This is a genomic window from Chryseobacterium sp. 3008163 (genome assembly GCF_003669035.1).
GTDB lineage: Bacteria > Bacteroidota > Bacteroidia > Flavobacteriales > Weeksellaceae > Chryseobacterium.
Genome location: NZ_CP033070.1, coordinates 1,318,148 through 1,338,407 on the forward strand (window position 1 = coordinate 1,318,148; position 20,260 = coordinate 1,338,407).

The window sequence follows — 20,260 nt, forward strand, 5'->3', positions numbered from 1 at the left end:
TTTTCATAATATCAATTCTGAAAGTGGATTTTTTGTTTAAATGAACAGAAATAAGATTGATGTGATTTTAAACTACATCTATATAGTATGAAAGTGTTCTGTTTATTGCTGAATATAGTCTGGCAGTTGATGAATATGAGCTTTCTAATTCTTAATACAATATGGATATGCCATATTTCCCTCAGATAATTATAACACGTCAAGTTCTGTCGCTTTACTGAGTTAGCTTTGTCAAAATAAACATCACATCATCATCAAGTTTTTATCAAACTATTGTGGTATGTATTAAAAAAAGTTAAATTAGCGCCAATAAAATAAAAACCCAAATCATGAAAAAACTCTACATGAGTGCAGTTCTACTATGCACAACTGCCGTATTGTATGCTCAGGATGTGGTATGGCAGAAAGACATTAAATCCTCTACTCAGAATTTTCTCTCACAAGTCACCACAACAATCGACCAGCAGTATCTCATTACAGGAAGTTCTATTCAATCGAAAAAGCTTACTTCTGAAAACAAACAAAATAACGGTTACGATTTTCATCTCGTTAAATTGAATCAACAAGGTGAAGAAGTCTGGGAAAAACATTTCACAGGACAGAACCATGATTTTCTCTCGGCAACGGTCGCTACTCAGGAAGGTGGTTTTCTGTTGGCTGGAACATCGTATTCAGGAAAAGGTTTAGACAAAAAAGATGATGCTAAAGGCGGATCGGATATCTGGCTGATCAGAATCAATGAATATGGTGATGAGCTATGGCAGAAAACTTTGGGAACTTCACAGGATGAGGAAGCCAGAGCGGTGATTCAAACTACAGATTTCGGATTCTTTGTTGCCGGAAACGTTCAGAATGCTTCAAAAGGATATGGTTCCAAAGATGTTTTGGTTTCAAGACTCGATAAGAACGGAAAAGAACTATCTCAGATTATTTTAGGAGGAAAAGGATTAGATGAAGTGGAGAAGATGATTCCAACTATTGATGGAGGTGCATTGCTCGGAATTTATTCAAGAAGTAATGCCGGTGGATCAAAGAAGACAGAGAACTTCGGGGAAGGAGATTTTTGGGTGGTGAAGTTGAGCAAAGACGGAAAAGTAGAATGGGAAAAGAACTTTGGAGGTAAAGGAGATGATCACTTAAGAACTCTTTCAATGACTTCCACAGGATTTATCGTGGGTGGTGAATCGAGATCAGAGAGATCAGGAAATAAATCTATAGGCATTGAAGAAGGTACTGATATTTGGTTGATTTCTCTAAATGACAGAGGTGAAGAACTGTGGCAGAAATCTTACAATTTTAAGAACAGAGATGTTCTGATGGGGATGAATGTGGTGAAAACCGGAGACGATAAAAGCTCGAAAGGAATTTTACTCGGCGGTTATACTCAGGCGGAAGGCAGAATAGAAGCAGATGATGAAACATTTTGGATGCTCTACCTGAACCAGGATGGTAACGAACAATGGAGAAAGCATGTGAAAGGAGAATCGAGAAAAAAAGAAGAAAGGTTATCTGATATTAAATTAAATAGAGATGGCTCGATCATTTTGGCAGGAACGAGCGCTGAAGAACTTGGAAAAGAGAACTGGAAGATCGTGAAGTTGGGTGACAAGCAATTGGATCAGCTGATTGAGAAATTAGATATCAAGATTTATCCGAATCCTGTATCTGATTACTGTTATGTGGAGATTGGTTTTGAATTCAAGGAAGCGGATATTACGTTGTATGATATGGGCGGAAGACAGCTGCAAAGCTTGAAAACCAAGAATAAGGTGACTAAGATCAGTACGCAGAATCTGATTCAGGGAGCGTATCTCATTACGATTAAAACAGATACCGAGAAAACCGCCAGCGCAAAAATTATTAAAAATAAAAAAAACACTAATAAAAATGAAAAAAATTGTAATCTGTGCAGGTCTTATACTTGCCAATAGTTTTGCAGCACAAGAACTAAGTAATTTAATGCGGGGCGGTCAAAATGACGAAGAATTGTCGCCTAATGTAAATCCACCTTCTCCTGAATCATATTTCAGAACACAGTATGGAAATTTACAGTTTAATGAATTTAAAGGGAATCCTAATGTAGTTATCCCGATCCATACGCTATCATCAAATAAACTTAAACATCCTTTATCCTTACTATACACCAAGGCAGGTGTTAAGGTGAATGACACCCCTAATACTGCGGGCATGAACTGGATACTGGAAGCAGGAGGAGTTATTAACAGAACGATATATGACAAAACAGACGAAACAGTAAGCAACAGACTTTTGTTGAGTCTTGATGATCTAAGTTATTTGTACAGCCAACAAGGAGAATCGACATTGGTAACGTATGCCCGAGAACTTACTACTAATTTTGACCATCAGCCTGATATTTTCAATTTTTCATTTCCAGGATATAGTGGAAGTTTTTATCTCGACCATAATTTCAAACCTGTTCTTCTGACTCAGGACAATAATCTGAAAATTGAAACCGTAGGTATTTTTAAACAGACCTATAGTTTTATCATTACCACCAATGATGGAACAAAATATACTTTTGGAGGGGCAGGGGCTACAGAAAAAACGAAAGTAAGAGCCAATGTCTTTCTCAGCGGGGTGACCAGTTTCTATTTAACAAAAATAGAGGATATGGCAGGAAACAAGATTGAGTTTTCCTATACACAAGTCAATCCAAATGTTACTTTGCTGGGGTTGAACGAGCAGAAGTCTCTAGACAAAAAATTATTTGACATGGGGGCTCCCGCAGAAGGCACACAGGCAAGTCCTTCAACCACTCCTTACAGTCAGTCTATTAAAAAGATTAACATCAATGATCCTAAAATTCTGACGCAGATCACAGCAGGAAATGAAAAGGTGATTATTAACTATGCAACAACCCCTTCCGAAACTTTTCAGAAAGCAGGAAATATTGTTATTAGTTCCTATAATGTTGATGTTAAAAAAATTGTATTTGAATATATCAATAATTTGGCAACAGATCCCCAGAAAAAGCGTTTTTTTCTTGAAAGGGTAAAAGAATATACACTTAAAAACGGACAGGAAAACTTTGTACAAGAATACAAGCTTGAATATGATAATCCTTTAGGTCTTCCTGACAGGCTGTCATTCAGCATGGACTATTTAGGATATAGCAATGGTAAAAGTAATCTGCAAACGCTGCTTCCTAATTTGAATTTATTTGGAAGTCGGTATAATGTTTTTAATCAGAATTCAGGATATTATGCAGACCGTACACCTGATTTTAATTTTACCAAAAATGGAACGTTGACTTCCATCACTTATCCCACCAAAGGCAAAACTGTTTTTGAATATGAACCCACGTTTGCCCGAAAAAGCACACCTGTACAGGGCGAAAAATCTCTGGTAATAGGAAATACTGAAGCTCTATGGGCGGACGGTTCATTAATTGATTACAATCTTGTGACCTCAAATCTTCCTTTATCTGGAGAACTCACAGGCAGTTTTCAGTCTTCAGAAGTCGAAGGAAACAATGTTCAGATAGAATTGAAACTCCACTCAAACGAAGTCGGTACCTATGCAGATAAAGGACGTGCTAAATTTGAAATCATCGATAGTGCTACTGGGCAGGTTATATTTAGCGAATTAATATTTCTTCCTAAAACCATGCAATACATAGACTCTTTCAATGACTTTATGATAGAGCCCAATAAAACCTATCTTTTTAAATACAACTTAGTAAATAATATTTGTCGTAAATGCAGTGCAACAAGTGTAATAAAATATTCTAAGAAGGGCGAATGGGAGCTTACACCAAACGGAAATATCAGGCTTAAAAAGCAATATGATGTTTCTGAAAACGGTTCTGTGAACTACAAAAGAATATACTATTCTGATTTTCAAAGCATCAATAACACGGGCAGTCTTGACTTCGAATACACACCGGAGTTTAGATCTAACAGGTTTGACCAGCAGCCATATTCTGGTTACTCTGGTCCAAATCAACTTCCTGGAGCAGGTGTCAGTTATGTCGGCAGTATTTCTGAAACCATACTTCACTCAGAACTGCAGATGCATATGGTAACAAGGTCAATACCTTCGGTATCCAATCCTGACGAAGGATTGGATGAATATTTAGACAATATTTATGATCCGATATATCCTGTGGTGAACATCAGCTACGGAGGAGATGAATTTGAGAAAGGAGGTGAAGAAAAAAGATTTACAATAAGTAACATCTATAATAGCTATACATTCAGACAGCCAACAGATGATGGTATGTTCACTAATATAGGTAGTGCATTAAATGAAGCTTCTGGATCAGCACAAAATACATTATTCTGGAATGTTCCTTTAGGGAATCTCAGCGGAAAACTTATTTCAAGCAAAGTGTTCGGAAACAAAAACGGACAGCTGTATTTAAAAACAGCAACACACAATGATTACCGTTTCGATCAAGTGGGTATTGTATCAAGTGTTGCTGGAATGACACTATTCCCACTAGTCTTTATTCCTACAGGATCAAATATCAATACCTACATCAGTAATATGTACATCACAGGATATATGCTGCCTTCCTATTCTGTTTTTTTAGACAGAAGTATCTCTAAAGAATACCTGGAAGATATTCCTTACAATACACCGAATGATGCTAATTATAAAAAAATTACGACCATCACCAATTACCTGTATGATAATATAGACAAGCAACTTTCAAAAAGTACAACACAATTCTCTGATATGAGGGTTCAGGAAACGACTTATAAATATGCTCGTGAAAAAGCTAACCAACGATTGATTACTGCCAATATGCTTGGAATTCCATTAGAAACATCTGTGATTGAGAAACAAAATGTTGCAGACGCAGGGAAAATAATTGCTAAAACCGAAACCAAATACGACAATCCTTCAAATCTTTTCCAAAGTTCAGTGTTGTCTTATGATTTGCAAAACAATAGTTCTACCGAAGTCACTTACGATCTATATGATTCCAAAGGAAATCTATTGCAGTACACAACGAAAGACGGCATTCCTGTATCCATTATCTGGGGATATAATGCTATCCAGCCGATAGCCAAAGTGACAGGAGCTACTTACGCACAAGTGAGCAACTTAGCAACAGCAATTATTGCCGCTTCAGATCTTGATGCTTCGAATCCTTCTAACGAACCTGCATTTATTAATATCTTAGATTCATTCAGAAAAGACTCAAATCTTTCAGGTTATCAAATTACTACATATACTTACGATCCATTAATCGGAGTCACCAGCATCACTCCATCATCAGGAATCAGAGAAGTTTACTTGTACGATTCTGCTAATCGATTAAAAGAAATCAGACAGGATAATTCGACAGGTAAACTGTTGAAAGAATTCAAATACAACTACAAACCATAAAAACACACCATGAAAAAAATACTCATCCCCATCAGTACTTTGTTTGTAGCGGGCATATCCCATGCACAGACGACGAATCTTAGTACAACAGAAAACTATGTCTATACGAAAACATATATAACCGATCCTACAGTAGCTAACCCCAAGACTGTTGAGACTGTACAATATTTTGACGGTTTAGGAAGACCTAAACAGATAGTTAATGTAAAAGCCTCGCCATTAGGCAGAGATGTCGTTACTCATATAGAGTATGATGGTTTTGGAAGACAAATCAAAGATTATCTTCCCGTACCTCAGAGTGGAACAATGAACGGAGCTATTGTACCGACACCCCTTGCCAATGCCGCACAAACCGACATCTACGGATCAGAGAAAATATATGCAGAAAAAATCTTAGAGAACTCACCACTAGACAGAATCCAACAACAGATCCAGGTAGGAAACGACTGGACTAATAAACCCGTCAAATTTGATTATGATGCTAATATTGGGACAGCTGATTATGTAAGAAAATATAAAACCTCTACGACATGGGTTGATGGCAGAACAGAAACTTCTATTGAGCTTCCTCAATATTTCGATTCCTCACAATTATACAAGAACACAATAACTGATGAAGACGGAAATAAAACCATAGAATTTAAAAACGGACAAGGGCAGACTCTTCTCGTGAGAAAAGTTTTGAGTGCTACAGAAAATGCAGATACCTATTATGTGTATAACGAATATAATCAACTCGCATTTGTTATTCCGCCATTAATTTCTACATGGAGTACTTTAGATCAAACAACCATCGATAATTTATTTTATCAATATCGCTATGATGGCAGAAACCGTTTGGTAGAAAAAAAACTTCCCGGTAAAGGATGGGAATATATGGTCTATGACAAGGCAGACCGATTGGTGGCAACACAAGATGCTAATCTAAGGCAAACCTCAAAATGGTTTGTTACAAAATATGATACATTTGGAAGAGTGATTTATACAGGATTGATGCCACTTCCAAATCAAACTCGTGCAGGATTACAGAATATAACCAATCAGTATGTCATCACTGAATCAAGAAACAATACAGGATTTACCAGAAATGGTATGCAGATTTATTATACAAATGATCTGTACAGTCAGATAGAAACTATATTGACGGTCAATTATTATGATATTTATCCTGTAGGAAGCCCTGCAATACCGACCCAAGTTTTGGGACAGAATATCCTGCACGAAAATGCACAACTATACAACATCAGTACAAAAACACTACCCGTTGCTTCTTATGTGAAAAACATTGAAGACGACAATTGGACAAAGAACTACAGCTGGTACGACACCAAAGGAAGGCCTGTTGCAAGCCATTCTGTCAATCATCTGGGAGGATATACCAAAACCGAATCTTTACTAGATTTTTCAGGAGTACTAAAACAGGCAATTACAAAACATAAACGATTAGATTCTGATACAGAGCGTGTAATTACTGAGAATTTCACCTACGATCATCAGAACAGACTGCTTACCCACACCCACCAGGTTGATAGCAATCCTCTTGAATACCTTGCCCAGAACGACTACAATGAACTTTCGCAGTTGAAAAACAAAAAAGTAGGCGGTACGAGTTTGGGAAGCGGAATTCAGACAGTTGATTATGCTTACAATATCCGTGGGTGGATGACGCAGATTAATGATCCTGCAAATCTAAACGGAAAATTGTTTGGATATCAAATAAAATACCATAACCCTGTATATACCAACAATGCTACAGGTAGATATAATGGCAATATTGCAGAAGTTGATTGGAAATCTGCGAATGATGGTGTCTTAAAAAGATACTCATATCAGTATGATGCATTAAACAGGCTGAAAAAAGGTTCATATGCTGAACCTGACACCTCTGTTCCCCAAAATGGATACTTCAGCGAAGAATTGAGCTATGATCCTAATGGTAATATTGGAACACTGAAAAGAAACAGGAATGCAGCTTATGTAGGAGCAGAGCTTATAGACGATCTTACGTATAATTATACAGGAAACAGACTTAATTCTGTAGCAGATGCATCGTCAAATTATTTAGGCTATCCTGATACTTCTGGTAATCTAATAAACTACGATTTTAATGGGAATATGACAGATCATGTTGACAAAGGTATCTTACAGATTGATTACAACTTTTTGAACCTTCCTAATTATATTAAATTCGATCAATTTATCACAAGGTTTTGGGAAGATATTTATAAAAACACGCTCTACACTTATCGTGCAGACGGCACAAAAATAAAGAAAACCCACACTTATTTTTCAGGAAAAACACAGGCTGTAATCATCAAAAAGACAGATTATCTCGACGGGTTTCAATATACTGACAATATAATTCAATTTGTCCCCACTTCAGAAGGGTATTTTGATTTTGTGAAAAATAAGTATATTTACAATTATACAGACCATTTAGGAAATACAAGATTAAGCTACCTACACAATGGCAGCAGCATAGGAGTTCTTGAAGAAAACATCTATTATCCTTTTGGATTAAAGCATGACGGGTATAATCCTGGTAAAAACCCAAATTATCAATATGAGTATAACGGTAAAGAATTGCAAACGGAAACAGGGATGTATGATTATGGAGCAAGATTTTATATGCCTGACATTGGAAGATGGGGAGTTGTGGATGAACTTGCTGAAACATCAACAAGATTTTCTACATACACATATGCTTTAGATAATCCAATTATGTTTGTTGATCCTGATGGTAGAGAAGCGGAACAATGTTGTGGTTGGTTAAAAAGCTATGCAAAAGGAGTTTTGAGTACAACTATGGGAATAGCCCAAAGTACAGCTACAACTCTTGTAGAAAATTCTAACCCTACTGTATTAATCTATAATAAAAGTAAAAGTATATATGGTTATGGAGAAAGGGTTGTTAATGGATATCAACAGGGAGGTGTAAAAGGAGCTGCTAAAGAATATGGTAATGTACTATATGAAGGTACTGGAGCAAAATCTGTTGTTCAAACTGCAAAAGGTGTAGCCAATGGCGATCCTGAAGCTATAGGTTCGGCTACTGCTCTCGTTGGTTTTGGAATAGCTACTCGTAAAGCTGGCGGTGCTGGATCCGTAGCAGAAACAACATCTTTAAGCTCAAAGGGAATTGTTGTTACACAGGAGTCTGTTGCATCAGCATTAAAAGATTCAAAACTACAAACGGCACAAGGTGTTGTATCGGGACCAATGGTTGAAAGATATGTAAAAATGGCACAAGAAGGAAATACTGCGCCGCCAATAAAAGTAACAAACAATGGTGTAATTGTAGATGGTAATCATAGATATGTAGCAGGAAGATTAGTTGGTAACGAACCATCTCAAGTCCCTGGATCCCTGTCTCCAAGTCAACAATCTAAAGTCCAGCCTGTTCAAAATACAAAAGTCGACCCTAATGATTGGGGTGGGCGTTAAATAAATTTATTATGATAATATATTGTGAAAATGATAATGAAATAGCCGTTCCTTATAATAGTTTAGATGGAGCTATTTTAGAAGATTTAGATTTACACAGGGCAAAGCTTGAAAATATGAATCTGAATAGCACAAGTTTTTTTAAATCAAATCTCCGAGGTGCATTTTTATTCAACTCTTGTTTGATAAAATCTAATCTTTCTTTTACGAACCTAATAACTGCTGATTTTAGAGACACTATTCTGCTTGATGCTAATTTATCTGAAAGTATAGCTTCATACTGTGATTTTAGTAATGCAAAACTTCAGGGAAGTAATCTAAAAGGTGCTAAAATTAACTTTTCAAATTTTACAAATGCAAACTTATCTGGTGCAAATATGCTTTGTATTGATATCGAGAAAGCAATATTTAAAGACACTGTGTATAATAATGAAACTATTTGGCCTAAAGATTTCGATCCTTTAATTAATGGATGTATGCTATTATAAGACCCTCCCCACTACCACGATTGTATCATGTGGCAGATAAAAAAACCTCGCAAAATTTGCGAGGTTTTTTGTGTTTTATAGTGCAGCAATATTTTTCTGCAAATAATCTTTAAACCGTTTTTTAGAAACGAAAGTTTCAATAAGTTTTAGGAGAATATTTTTTTCTTCAGTATCGAGTTCGTTAATGAGTTTTAATTGCTCTAGAACTGCAGTATCTTCCATAGAAACTTCGTTGGGAACATTATTTTTTTCATTGAAGAAAATAATATCATCAACAGAAATCCCGAAATGTTTAGCGACAAAAACCAACTTGTCAACAGGAATATCCTGTTGGTTGTTTTCCATTTTAGAATATCCTGTTCTGTGCGTGTGCATCAGATCAGCCATATCCTGTTGTGTTAAACCTGTACTCTCACGGAGTTTTTTTAAGTTGTCCTCCGCTACCGCACGATTTTATCGTGTGGCAGATAAAGATAAACCTCGCATTTTGCGAGGTTTTTTGTGTTATATGTTTTGTTTTGTATACGGAAACAGAACTACATTGCAGCAATATTTTTAAGTTTAGAGGCTTTGATAAAAGCATCGATGGTTGCAAATATGTGAGCTTTGGTATCACTGTCAAGTTCCTGTATTGCTTTTAGTTTTTTCAGAGTATCGTTGTCGATCTGCTCATACTGTCCGTCTTTTACGAGATAATCTAAAGTAACACCTAAAGCATCAGCAATTTTTGTAGCCGCATCAATCGACGGAATATTTCCTTTAAAGTTCAGTTCGTACTTACTGAAAATATATTTGGTTTTTTGCAAGCTCACACTACTCAAGATTTCTCAGCTTCACCTCTTTCTTAAGATAAGTTTTATAATCTTCTGCAAACATCCCAATATAAGTTCCTTTTTTCAGATCTCGGTTGACTCCGGTTTTACCTAGTAAGACAGAGCCACTTTCGATATTGTTTCCTGAAGCGATGCCAACCTGCCCCCATAAAGTAACCTCATCACCGATGATGCAACAACCTGCAATGCCGACCTGAGAAGCGATTAAGCATTTTTTACCAATCACGGTATCGTGCCCAATCTGAATCTGATTATCTAAAACTGAACCTTCACCAATAATGGTAGAATCTGTCACTCCCCTGTCAATGGTGCAGCCGTTTCCGATTTCTACGTTGTTTTCGATGATGACGTTTCCTACTGAGATTAAGCGGTCAAAATTTCCGTCTAATTTTCTGTAATAAAATGCGTCGCCACCCAAAACGGTGTTGGATTGAATGATGACATTATCTCCAATCACTGTACGATCGCCAATGACAACATTAGGGAAAATAATGGTGTTTTTTCCGATGGTGATGTTGTTTCCAAGGACTGCAGATGGATGGATTTTTGTGCCCTCTCCTATTTCTACATCATGAAGGGTTTCTGTGAAGTTGTAGATTTTGGTGAAATGGGTACTGATCTTATTGAAATCTCCAAACGGATCATCGGAAATTAAAAGAGCCTTACCTTCCGGGCATTCTACTTCTTTATCGATTAAGATGATAGTAGCAGCAGAATTTAAAGCTTTATCGTAATACTTCGGATGATTAACGAATACAATTTCACCCGATTTTACTCTGTGAATTTCGTTGGTACCAAAAACCTGAAAATCTTCGGAACCTACAAATTTTGCTCCGATAAGATCTGCAATTGTTTTTAGTTTTTGTGGCTGATGAAACGTCATATTTTTAATGATGCTTTTTTAGTTTAATCAACCTTGTCTGGTTTTGAAACTTAGACAAGATTTGTTTTTCGGTGTGAGTCGCAGCCCGACTTGATGGTCCTTCGACAAGCTCAGGATAAACTACAATTGCTGCCCTAAAAATGAAAGCTGAAAGTTGTTATACTTCCAGCTTCCTATTATTTTGAATAATTATTCTTTTACTCTTTCTAAGTAAGAACCGTCTTCTGTGCTCACTTTGATTTTGTCGCCAGCTTCAATGAACAAAGGTACCATTACTCTTGCTCCTGTCTCAACGATTGCATTTTTCAGCGCGTTGGTTGCTGTATTTCCTTTCACACCCGGATCAGCTTCTACCACCTCTAAATAAACTGACTGAGGAAGCTCTGCAGAAAGCGGAGTTTCATCAACTTCTTTCAAAATGATCGTTACTTCTTCACCTGCTTTCATCAGATTAGAGTTTTCAATCATTTCTTTGTCTAAGTATAGTTGAGAGAAATCTTCATTATTCATGAAGTGGAAACCATTCTCATCATCATAAAGATATTGGAATTTTCTTGTAATAACTTTCACTTCGTCAATTTTATGACCTGCAGAAAAAGTATTATCAATAACTTTACCGTTGGTTACCGATTTTAATTTTGTTCTCACGAAAGCAGGACCTTTTCCTGGTTTTACGTGCATAAATTCGATTACTTTAAAAATATCATTGCTGTACTCGATGCAAAGACCTTTTTTTATATCGTTACTTGTTGCCATTTAATTATTGTATGTTATTTTTTTTATTTTGATTTGTAGACCTGAAGGCTCAAAACCTTTCTTCCAAGCATATCCATCCCATCAATTCTAGGTTTGTAATAAGTCCCTGCATCTGCTGCAGTTACTGCACGATTATTTATTACTGTATTAAAATTGATGGTATTAATTAAAAGCCGGTCTAAATTTTTGTTGACTTCTGATGAACTTTTTAGGTCAGAATTTAAATTTGAAAAAGATATTTTAGAATAATCCAGAATTGAATTTACATTTCTTACTGCAATTGAATCTTTAAGATTCAAAGACACCACTTTTTTCTGCTGTGCAAAAATAAAAGAAGAAAATACTGTAAAAATTAATACTAAATTTTTCATTCTGATTCAATTTAAATTATTCTTTTCCTGTTCCGTATCCTTTTACGATACCTCTTGGAGAGTTTTGGATGAACTGTAGAATTTCGTCTCTTTCTGCTGTAGGAAGCATTTCTTTTTCGATGTGTGAAACTGCCTGAGAAACGTTCATTTTCATCTGAAAGATTGCTCTGTAAATTTTTTGAATTTCAAAGATTTTATCATTAGTAAATCCTCTTCTTCTTAAACCTACAGAATTTATTCCTGCATAAGACATCGGCTCACGCGCTACTTTTACATAAGGCGGAATATCTTTTCTTACCAAAGTTCCTCCAGAAATCATCACGTGCTTCCCAATTTTTCCAAACTGGTGAACAGCACTTAAGCCACCCATTACCGTAAAATCACCTATTTCTACGTGACCTGCAATACCGCATCCGTTAACGATGATTACATGATCACCTATCACACAGTCATGTGCAATATGAGAAGTCGCCATAATCAGACAGTTACTGCCAATTTTAGTATAACCTAAAGCTTTTGTCCCTCTGTTTACGGTAACACATTCTCTAATCGTTGTATCATCACCGATGATGGTCTGCGTATCTTCACCATCAAATTTCAGATCCTGAGGAATAGCGGAAATTACCGTTCCAGGAAAAATCCTGCAGTTTTTTCCGATTCTCGCACCATCCATGATGGTTACGTTAGATCCAATCCAAGTACCTTCACCTATTTCCACATCACCTGCAATGGTTGTAAATGGTTCTACAATTACATTTTTACTGATTTTTGCACGTTTATCAACGGCGGCTAATTGATGAATCATTTACTCAACTTTATTTTTTGCAACCTGAGCCATAAGCTCAGCTTCTACTGCTATCGTGTCACCAACATATCCGTAACCCTGCATGTGCACGATACCTCTTCTGATTGGTTCAATCAATTCAATTTTGAAAATCATAGTATCACCAGGAACTACTTTTCTCTTGAATTTTACTTTATCCATTTTGATGAAGTAAGTAGAATAGTTTTCAGGATCCGGCACACTTGCTAAAACCAAAATACCACCTGTCTGCGCCATAGCTTCAACTTGTAAAACTCCAGGCATTACAGGCTCTTTCGGGAAGTGACCCACGAAGAAAGGCTCGTTCATCGTCACATTCTTTAAACCTACCACATGAGAATCTGATAACTCAAGAATCTTGTCAATCAATAAAAACGGCGGTCTGTGAGGCATCAACTTCATAATTCCGTTAATGTCAAAAACAGGTTCTTTATTTAAGTCAAAATCAGGAACGTTTTTCTTTTTTGTAATTTCCAATGACGGTTCAGTTTTTTAGCAAACTGAGTATTTACAAAATGTCCTGGTTTATTGGCAATAATTTTACCTTTAATTTTTACTCCACATAAAGCTAAATCACCAATTACATCAAGCAATTTGTGTCTTGCAGCTTCATTTGGAAAGTTTAAAGTTAAATTATCAAGAATTCCGTTGGGTCTGATCGCAACGTGATCTTTACCAAAGGCTTTCTTTAATTTCTCTGTTGTTTCAGCAGTGAGATCTTTATCAACATATACAATGGCATTAGAAATATCTCCTCCTTTGATCAAACCGTGATCAAGAAGCATTTCCAATTCATGTAAAAAGCTGAATGTTCTTGCCGAAGAAATTTCTTCTTTAAACTCTGAAATATTTTTTATGGTAGCATTCTGAGTTCCTAAAACTTTAGTCCCAAAATCTACCATGGTTGTAATCTCGTAATTATCTGAAGGGATAATTGTAATCTCAGAACCGGTGGCAGGATCGCTGTAACTTAGAACTTCTTTCACTACCAAATATTCTCTGGCAAGTTTTTGCTCCACAATTCCTACGCTTTCAATTGCTTCTACAAAAAATTTAGAAGAACCATCTAAAATTGGAGGTTCTGAAGCATCCATCTCTAAATAAGCATTGTCGATATCGCAGCCTACTAATGCCGCTAAAAGATGCTCGCAAGTGTTGATTTTTACGCCTAATTTCTCAAGAGTTGTCCCTCTTTCAGTAGCTACAACATAGTTTACATCAGCCTCGACCTGAGGGTGACCCTCAAGATCTGTTCTTACGAAGATGAAACCTGTATTTTCTTTAGCAGGTTTGATGGTCAATTTTACTTCTTTACCAGTATGAAGGCCAATTCCGGATAGAGTAACCTCTTCCTGAAGTGTTTTTTGCATATCACTCATTAGTCTGATCTTTTGAGTTATTCTCAAGATTATTTATTCGTTTTACGAGCTCAGGAAGATTCCTGAAATGAACGTAACTTCTAAGATAGTCGTTATAACTGATTGCCGGCGAACCGTAAACCGTTTCTTTATCATTCACATGAGAATTCACACCACTCTGTGCCTGAATTTTCACCTGATTTCCAATTTTAATATGTCCTACGATACCAACCTGACCGCCAATCTGATTCCAATCGCCAACAATTGTAGATCCTGCGATACCAGTTTGTGAAGCGATTACGTTGTTCTGACCAATTTTTACATTGTGCGCAATTTGAATCAAATTATCAATTTTAGTTCCTTTACCGATTACCGTTGAGCCAATTGTCGCTCTGTCGATGCTGCAGTTTGAACCAATTTCAACATCATCCTCAATGATTACATTCCCCAACTGAGGAATTTTTTTGAAACCTTCAGGAGTCGGCTGAAAACCAAAACCATCACCACCAATCACTGTATTGGAATGAATGACACAATTATCTCCAATAATGCAATAATCGTAAATTCTTGCACCACTGTCAATTTTACAGTTTTTACCGATCTTCACTCCTTTTCCGATATAAACCTGAGGATAAATCTGTGATCCTTCCCCGATTTTGGCTTTCTCAGAAACATAAGTAAATGCTCCAACATAAGCTTTATCACCTACCACTGCGGTATCGTGAATAGAAGCACCGTCTTCAACACCTTCTTTTCTTCCCTGCATTTCCTGATATAAATTCATCAGAACCTGAAAAGAAAGATAGGCATCTTTCACAGCAATGATCGTCTGGTCGTAACTTTCTTTGGTTAAAATATTTTCCGATACGATAAGAACGGAGCAATTTGAAGTATCTAAATAGTGCGAAAAACGTTCTTGGGCAATAAAAGAAAGATGCCCTGCTTCCCCACTTTCAATAGGCGAAACTCCTGTTATAAGTGCATTTTCGTCACCTATAATTTTTCCGTCAATAAAACTCGCAATTTGCGAAGCTGTGAATTCCATATTCTGCAAAGATAACAAATTCTATTATTCACCAACATTTTTTAGTTTGAGGAATACAGATTTTAATATTCTTTAAGAAATTTAAATTCTTTAATGTCTTGGAAAAGTAAGGATGTATCGTGTTGTTTTATTAGTAATCAAACCAGATAAAAGCTGATCTTCTGATTCGTCTAGTCTTAATATTTTTCCGCTTTTCTGTAATAAAAATATTGGCTGTTTATCAGTATTATAAGGCAACAAGCTACGCTCAATCTCGTGTATAAGTTCGTGAGCATTGTCTATTCCTAAAAACTCATTGGTGCTTTTTATTTTTTCTTTCACAAATTCCGGATCGAAAGGTTGTGAAGAAATAATCGTTTTCGGAAGGTTTCTCTGGATGACGCATTGACACCAATAAGAAAGAATGAAATCATCAGATTTTTGCCATAATTTCATAGCATGAATAATATCATTATCATCCATTTGGGTAAATCTTTGCACATCTTCATCGGTTTCCTCGCTTTTTTCACGATTGAGAAAGTATTTTAAATTCTCAGTTGCGGGCAAATCTATTCCTTGTGAAGCCAGATATTTAGCTCTTTGTAAAATTTTAACTAAAATAAACTCAGCCAAAGCCGATGTTTTATGATAATATACCTGCCAGTACATGAACATTCTTGCGGTAAGGAAATTCTCAATAGAATAAACACCTTTTGCGTCAATCACCAGCTCGTCTTCACACACATTCATCATTGAGATGATTCTTTGGGTATTTACATTTCCCTCAGAAACTCCTGTGAAAAAACTGTCTCTTTTCAAATAATCTAAACGGTCAACATCTAATTGTGAACTAATCAACTGATTAAAGAACTTTCTGTGATATTTTCCCTGAAACATTTCTATAGCCGTTGAGAGCTGCCCATTAAACTCATCATTTAATCTGTTCATTAATAATAACGAAAGATTTTCATGATGCCAATCATCCATCAACATATTTTCTAACGCATGAGAAAACGGACCGTGACCAATGTCGTGCATTAAAATTGCCAGCATCGCTCCTTTTTCCTCTTCTTCGGAAATCTGAATTCCTTTTTGCTTTAAAGTTTCCAAAGCGGTAAACATCAAGTGCATTGCACCCAACGCATGATGAAATCTAGTATGAGTCGCTCCGGGAAAAATTAAATTTAAAAGTCCGGTCTGTGAAATTCTTCTTAGTCTCTGAAAATAAGGATGTTCGATAATATCGAATAAGATTTCGTGAGGAATTTTAATAAAACCGTGTACAGGATCGTTGATAATTTTAAGCTTGTTCTGCATTGAAATAACTGTGATGAATGCAAAATTAAGGTATTAAACTTAATTCAGAGAAAATTGAGAAATTTAATCGAATGAATTTTTATTAATAATGCTTTTAAAACCGAAGATTTTAGATTATCTTCATACCACATATTTTATATTTAAAATCAAAAATATCTTTAACTAAGATTTAACTTTTAGGCGCACCAATTTGGCTTTTGTTAAAGGGTTTTGGTCGCAGTTTTGATACAATAACCATAGAAAAAATTAAACTTTTATGTCAGAAAAAATATTATGGATCGATGATGAAATAGATTTACTCAAACCTCATATCGTATTTTTAGAAAAGAAGGGTTACCATGTAACTCCCGTAAATAATGTGAACGAGGCTTTAGAATTGATAGATTCAGAAAAATTTGCATTGACGCTTATTGATGAAAATATGCCCGGAATTTCCGGTCTTGAAGCAATACCAATGATCAAAGAGAAAGACAGTTCTCTGAAAATCGTGATGGTTACGAAAAGTGAGGAAGAACACATCATGGAAGAAGCAATCGGATCTCAGATTGCAGATTACATTTTGAAACCTGTGAATCCTAACCAAATATTATTATCTCTAAAAAAGAATCTTCAGGAAGATAATCTTGTAGAGCAGAAAACTATTATTCAATATCAGCAGGAATTCAGAAACCTTTCTATGGAACTTTCTTATTTGAGGACGTACCAAGATTGGGCAGAATATTATAAAAAAATCGTCAATTGGGAATTGAAATTTGACAAAGTTGCTGACAATGAATTTGCAGATTTGCTGCAATCTCAAAAAGAAGAAGCCAATATTCAGTTCGCTAAATTCATTGAAAACAATTATGAAGATTGGTTGAATGGTGGTGATAAGCCATTGATGAGCCACACGTTGTTCAGAGATAAAGTAAAACCTGAGGTTGAAAAAGATAAAGTTCTTTTGTTGATGGTTGATAATTTAAGATACGATCAGTGGAAAGTCATTGAGCCTTTATTTACTAAATTTTACAATAAAGTATCTGAAGATTACTATTACAGTATTCTTCCTACAGCAACTCAATATGCAAGAAATTCATTTTTTGCGGGAATGCTTCCTTCAGAAATTGAAAAACGTTTTCCGGATAAATGGTTTAATGATAATGAAGACGGAAATAAAAATGAGTATGAGCGTGATTTCTTAGAAGATCAAATGAAAAGAATTGGTTTGAATTCTAAATCAATGAAATATCTGAAAGTTTTGAATGCCGATTTTGAGAAGAAAATCTATGAAGATTTTAATCAGCATAAAAACAACGATCTTTTAGTGATTGTTTACAACTTCATTGATATCTTATCTCACGCAAAAACAGACAATCATATTGTTGATCAGTTAATCAGAGATGATAAAACTTTCCGTTCGTTGACTTCGAATTGGTTTGAGAATTCATCTTTAATAAAGATTATTAAATTGGCTGCGGAAAGTGGATATAAATTAGTTATTACCACCGATCACGGTACCGTTTACGTTAAAAAACCAAGTCGTGTTGTCGGAGACAGAGAAACTTCAACCAACATCCGTTATAAAACAGGGAAAAGCTTGACGTATGACGAGAAAGATGTGTGGGCAGTTACGAATCCTGAAAAAATATTTTTACCTAAAGGAAATTTAAGTTCGAAATATATTTTTGCCAAAAACAATATCTTTCTAGCGTACCCGAAAAATTACAATCATTTTGTAAATTATTATAAGGAAACCTATCAGCACGGAGGAATTTCTTTAGAAGAATGTATTATTCCAATAAGTGTTTTGGAACCAAAATAGTTTTTTCATAGTTATAATTTTGGGCTCGGGCGGAAAAAATCTTCGATTTTTTCCGCCCGAGTTTTTTCGTTTTTAAATAAAGTACCCTTTTTTTTAACAGCAGAAGAATCAAAATATTTTTCAGCGATGAAAGTTTGTAATTTGTAAAATGAAGACCTTGCATTTTTGTAAGCTTTTGAAGTTCTTTTTTCAAGCATTTCTTTTGTTACTTTTGTGGTAATAAAATTTCATCTCTTTATATTCTATTTTTAATTATGAGATTAATCACCTACAACGTCAATGGAATAAGAGCCGCTTTTACAAAAGATTTCTTGGGTTGGCTGAAAACTGCAGATCCGGATATCATCTGCATTCAGGAAAGTAAAGCAGGCAATGATCAAATAGACATCGAAAGTCTTGAAAAAATCGGTTATCATAGCTATTGGCACTCAGCGGTACGAAAAGGCTACAGCGGAGTCGGAATTGCTTCTAAAACAAAACCTCATCACGTAGAATACGGCTGTGGAATTGAAAGCTATGACAATGAAGGAAGAATCATCCGTGCAGATTTTGACGGCTATTCTGTTATTTCAGTTTACGTTCCGTCAGCATCTAATATTGAAAGGCTGGAATTTAAAATGCAGTTCTGTCATGACTTTTTAGCATACATTAAAAATCTAAAGAAAGACATTCCGAATCTGATTATTTCTGGGGACTTTAATATCTGTCATGAAGCGATTGATATTCATAATCCGGTAGGCTTAAAAAATACTTCAGGATTTCTGCCTATGGAAAGAGAATGGATGACGAATTTCATTAACGAATGCGAATTGATAGACAGCTTCAGGTTTTTTAACCAGGAGCCGGACAATTACACTTGGTGGAGCTACAGGCAAAACTCGAGAGCCAATAATAAAGGATGGAGACTGGATTATAATTTTGCTTCATATTCTTTGAAAGATAAACTCTCACGAGCCGTTATATTAAAGGAAGCTGTACATTCTGACCATTGTCCTGCGATGATTGAAATAAACGTCTAAAAAACATTAAAGCCAGCTGAATCAGCTGGCTTTATTTAATTTTAAGAATCGTATTAAATTTAATCGACAATTTCGTACTCTACTGGGATGATACCTTTTTTGATTCCCCCAATTTCATCGAACGCAGCTTTAGACATATCTAATGCTCTTGATGAATGAAAAGGCCCTCTATCATTAATCGTTACAATTACCTCTTCTCCATTGTTCAAATTGGTTACCTTAATCTCGGTTCCAAAAGGAAGCGTTCTGTGCGCTGCGGTTAGTTTTGAATTATTAAAAATTTCTCCGCTTGCTGTTTTTCTACCATTAAACTTGTCGTGGTAGTACGACGCATAACTTGTTTTCTTCGCATCTTCGGCATCATTCTTGAAAGAATAGATACCTAGTGTTGAAATCATCATTATGATTACGAGAATGAATCTTTTCATCATTTTGAACTTTTTTTTGTTTGACAAGGCAAAAGTATAGTGAAACTTCTTACTCACCTATTTTAAATGTTAACAAGTCTTAAATAAAAGTTAAAAATATCTTAAATCAGATTCTAACTGCCTATTATCAGGGCATTTAAGTAGCTATGTTAAAAAACGTTAAAATTAGAAGCTAAAAGTTAACGGATTTAACTGCTTTAAGGTCACTTAAAGGCAGATTTAGCTTGCAACATTTTAAAAATCAATTAATTAAAAAATTGTGATTTTACTAAAATCTACTTGTAACTAATCAAAAAATCCAACTACTTGTTGATGAAAAAGCATCATGGAAAAATTGAAAAACAACAAAATATTACT

At 35.5% G+C, this 20,260-nt stretch carries 15 protein-coding genes and 1 pseudogene; 6 read left to right on the forward strand and 10 right to left on the reverse strand.

Annotated elements, in window-relative coordinates; all coding sequences use genetic code 11:
• Positions 1–329 precede the first annotated feature (329 nt).
• From EAG08_RS05910 to EAG08_RS05925, 4 genes are read left to right on the forward strand one after another with little or no spacing between them, the layout of a single operon-like run.
• Complete coding sequence (locus tag EAG08_RS05910) at positions 330–1,931, forward strand: T9SS type A sorting domain-containing protein (protein WP_129534655.1); 1,602 nt, start codon at positions 330–332, stop codon at positions 1,929–1,931.
• A complete protein-coding gene (locus tag EAG08_RS05915; RefSeq protein WP_129534656.1) occupies positions 1,888–5,358 on the forward strand; it encodes a hypothetical protein in 3,471 nt (1,156 codons plus the stop codon). Before EAG08_RS05910 ends, EAG08_RS05915 begins: the two co-directional genes overlap by 44 nt.
• Before the next feature lie 9 nt (positions 5,359–5,367).
• Positions 5,368–8,802, forward strand: a complete 3,435-nt coding sequence (locus EAG08_RS05920; RefSeq protein ID WP_129534657.1) for a DUF6443 domain-containing protein — start codon at positions 5,368–5,370, stop codon at positions 8,800–8,802.
• An 11-nt stretch (positions 8,803–8,813) separates the two neighbouring features.
• A complete protein-coding gene (locus EAG08_RS05925) occupies positions 8,814–9,290 on the forward strand; it encodes a pentapeptide repeat-containing protein (RefSeq protein ID WP_129534658.1) in 477 nt (158 codons plus the stop codon).
• 75 nt (positions 9,291–9,365) lie between these two features.
• Here the strand turns inward: EAG08_RS05925 and EAG08_RS21880 are convergent, their stop codons facing one another.
• The 9 genes and pseudogenes from EAG08_RS21880 to EAG08_RS05970 all read right to left on the reverse strand — a co-directional run bounded on the left by EAG08_RS21880 (position 9,366) and on the right by EAG08_RS05970 (position 16,655).
• The gene (locus tag EAG08_RS21880) at positions 9,366–9,677 is read right to left on the reverse strand and encodes a helix-turn-helix domain-containing protein (RefSeq protein ID WP_129534659.1); all 312 of its coding nucleotides are present in this window, start codon (positions 9,675–9,677) and stop codon (positions 9,366–9,368) included.
• Positions 9,678–9,826: 149 nt separating this feature from the next.
• Positions 9,827–10,102, reverse strand: a complete 276-nt coding sequence (locus tag EAG08_RS05935) for an XRE family transcriptional regulator (RefSeq protein ID WP_228446788.1) — start codon at positions 10,100–10,102, stop codon at positions 9,827–9,829.
• A gap of 1 nt (position 10,103) precedes the next feature.
• A complete protein-coding gene (locus EAG08_RS05940) occupies positions 10,104–11,006 on the reverse strand; it encodes an LpxD N-terminal domain-containing protein (RefSeq protein WP_129534660.1) in 903 nt (300 codons plus the stop codon).
• A 189-nt stretch (positions 11,007–11,195) separates the two neighbouring features.
• A complete protein-coding gene (gene efp, locus EAG08_RS05945) occupies positions 11,196–11,762 on the reverse strand; it encodes an elongation factor P (RefSeq protein ID WP_129534661.1) in 567 nt (188 codons plus the stop codon).
• A gap of 23 nt (positions 11,763–11,785) precedes the next feature.
• Positions 11,786–12,133, reverse strand: a complete 348-nt coding sequence (locus tag EAG08_RS05950; RefSeq protein ID WP_129534662.1) for a hypothetical protein — start codon at positions 12,131–12,133, stop codon at positions 11,786–11,788.
• Between the two features lie 16 nt (positions 12,134–12,149).
• Positions 12,150–12,938, reverse strand: coding sequence for an acyl-ACP--UDP-N-acetylglucosamine O-acyltransferase (gene lpxA / locus EAG08_RS05955; RefSeq protein ID WP_129534663.1), 789 nt, complete (start codon positions 12,936–12,938; stop codon positions 12,150–12,152).
• Positions 12,939–14,335, reverse strand: a pseudogene (locus tag EAG08_RS05960) (bifunctional UDP-3-O-[3-hydroxymyristoyl] N-acetylglucosamine deacetylase/3-hydroxyacyl-ACP dehydratase). It lies immediately after the preceding gene.
• Positions 14,328–15,359 carry a UDP-3-O-(3-hydroxymyristoyl)glucosamine N-acyltransferase gene (gene lpxD / locus EAG08_RS05965; RefSeq protein WP_129534664.1) on the reverse strand — a complete coding sequence of 344 codons (1,032 nt, stop codon included), beginning with the start codon at positions 15,357–15,359 and terminating at the stop codon, positions 14,328–14,330. Before lpxD ends, EAG08_RS05960 begins: the two are co-directional and overlap by 8 nt.
• Before the next feature lie 90 nt (positions 15,360–15,449).
• The gene (locus EAG08_RS05970) at positions 15,450–16,655 is read right to left on the reverse strand and encodes an HD domain-containing protein (RefSeq protein ID WP_129534665.1); all 1,206 of its coding nucleotides are present in this window, start codon (positions 16,653–16,655) and stop codon (positions 15,450–15,452) included.
• Positions 16,656–16,911: 256 nt separating this feature from the next.
• Between EAG08_RS05970 and EAG08_RS05975 the strand changes: the two genes are divergently transcribed.
• Both EAG08_RS05975 and EAG08_RS05980 read left to right on the forward strand, forming a co-directional pair.
• Entirely contained in the window at positions 16,912–18,456 is a 1,545-nt protein-coding gene (locus tag EAG08_RS05975; protein ID WP_129534666.1) for a bifunctional response regulator/alkaline phosphatase family protein, read from the forward strand.
• Positions 18,457–18,710: 254 nt separating this feature from the next.
• The gene (locus tag EAG08_RS05980) at positions 18,711–19,475 is read left to right on the forward strand and encodes an exodeoxyribonuclease III (protein ID WP_129534667.1); all 765 of its coding nucleotides are present in this window, start codon (positions 18,711–18,713) and stop codon (positions 19,473–19,475) included.
• Between the two features lie 59 nt (positions 19,476–19,534).
• Here EAG08_RS05980 and EAG08_RS05985 read toward each other — a convergent pair whose 3' ends face one another.
• Positions 19,535–19,906, reverse strand: coding sequence for a septal ring lytic transglycosylase RlpA family protein (locus EAG08_RS05985; RefSeq protein ID WP_129534668.1), 372 nt, complete (start codon positions 19,904–19,906; stop codon positions 19,535–19,537).
• Between the last annotated feature and the right edge of the window lie 354 nt (positions 19,907–20,260).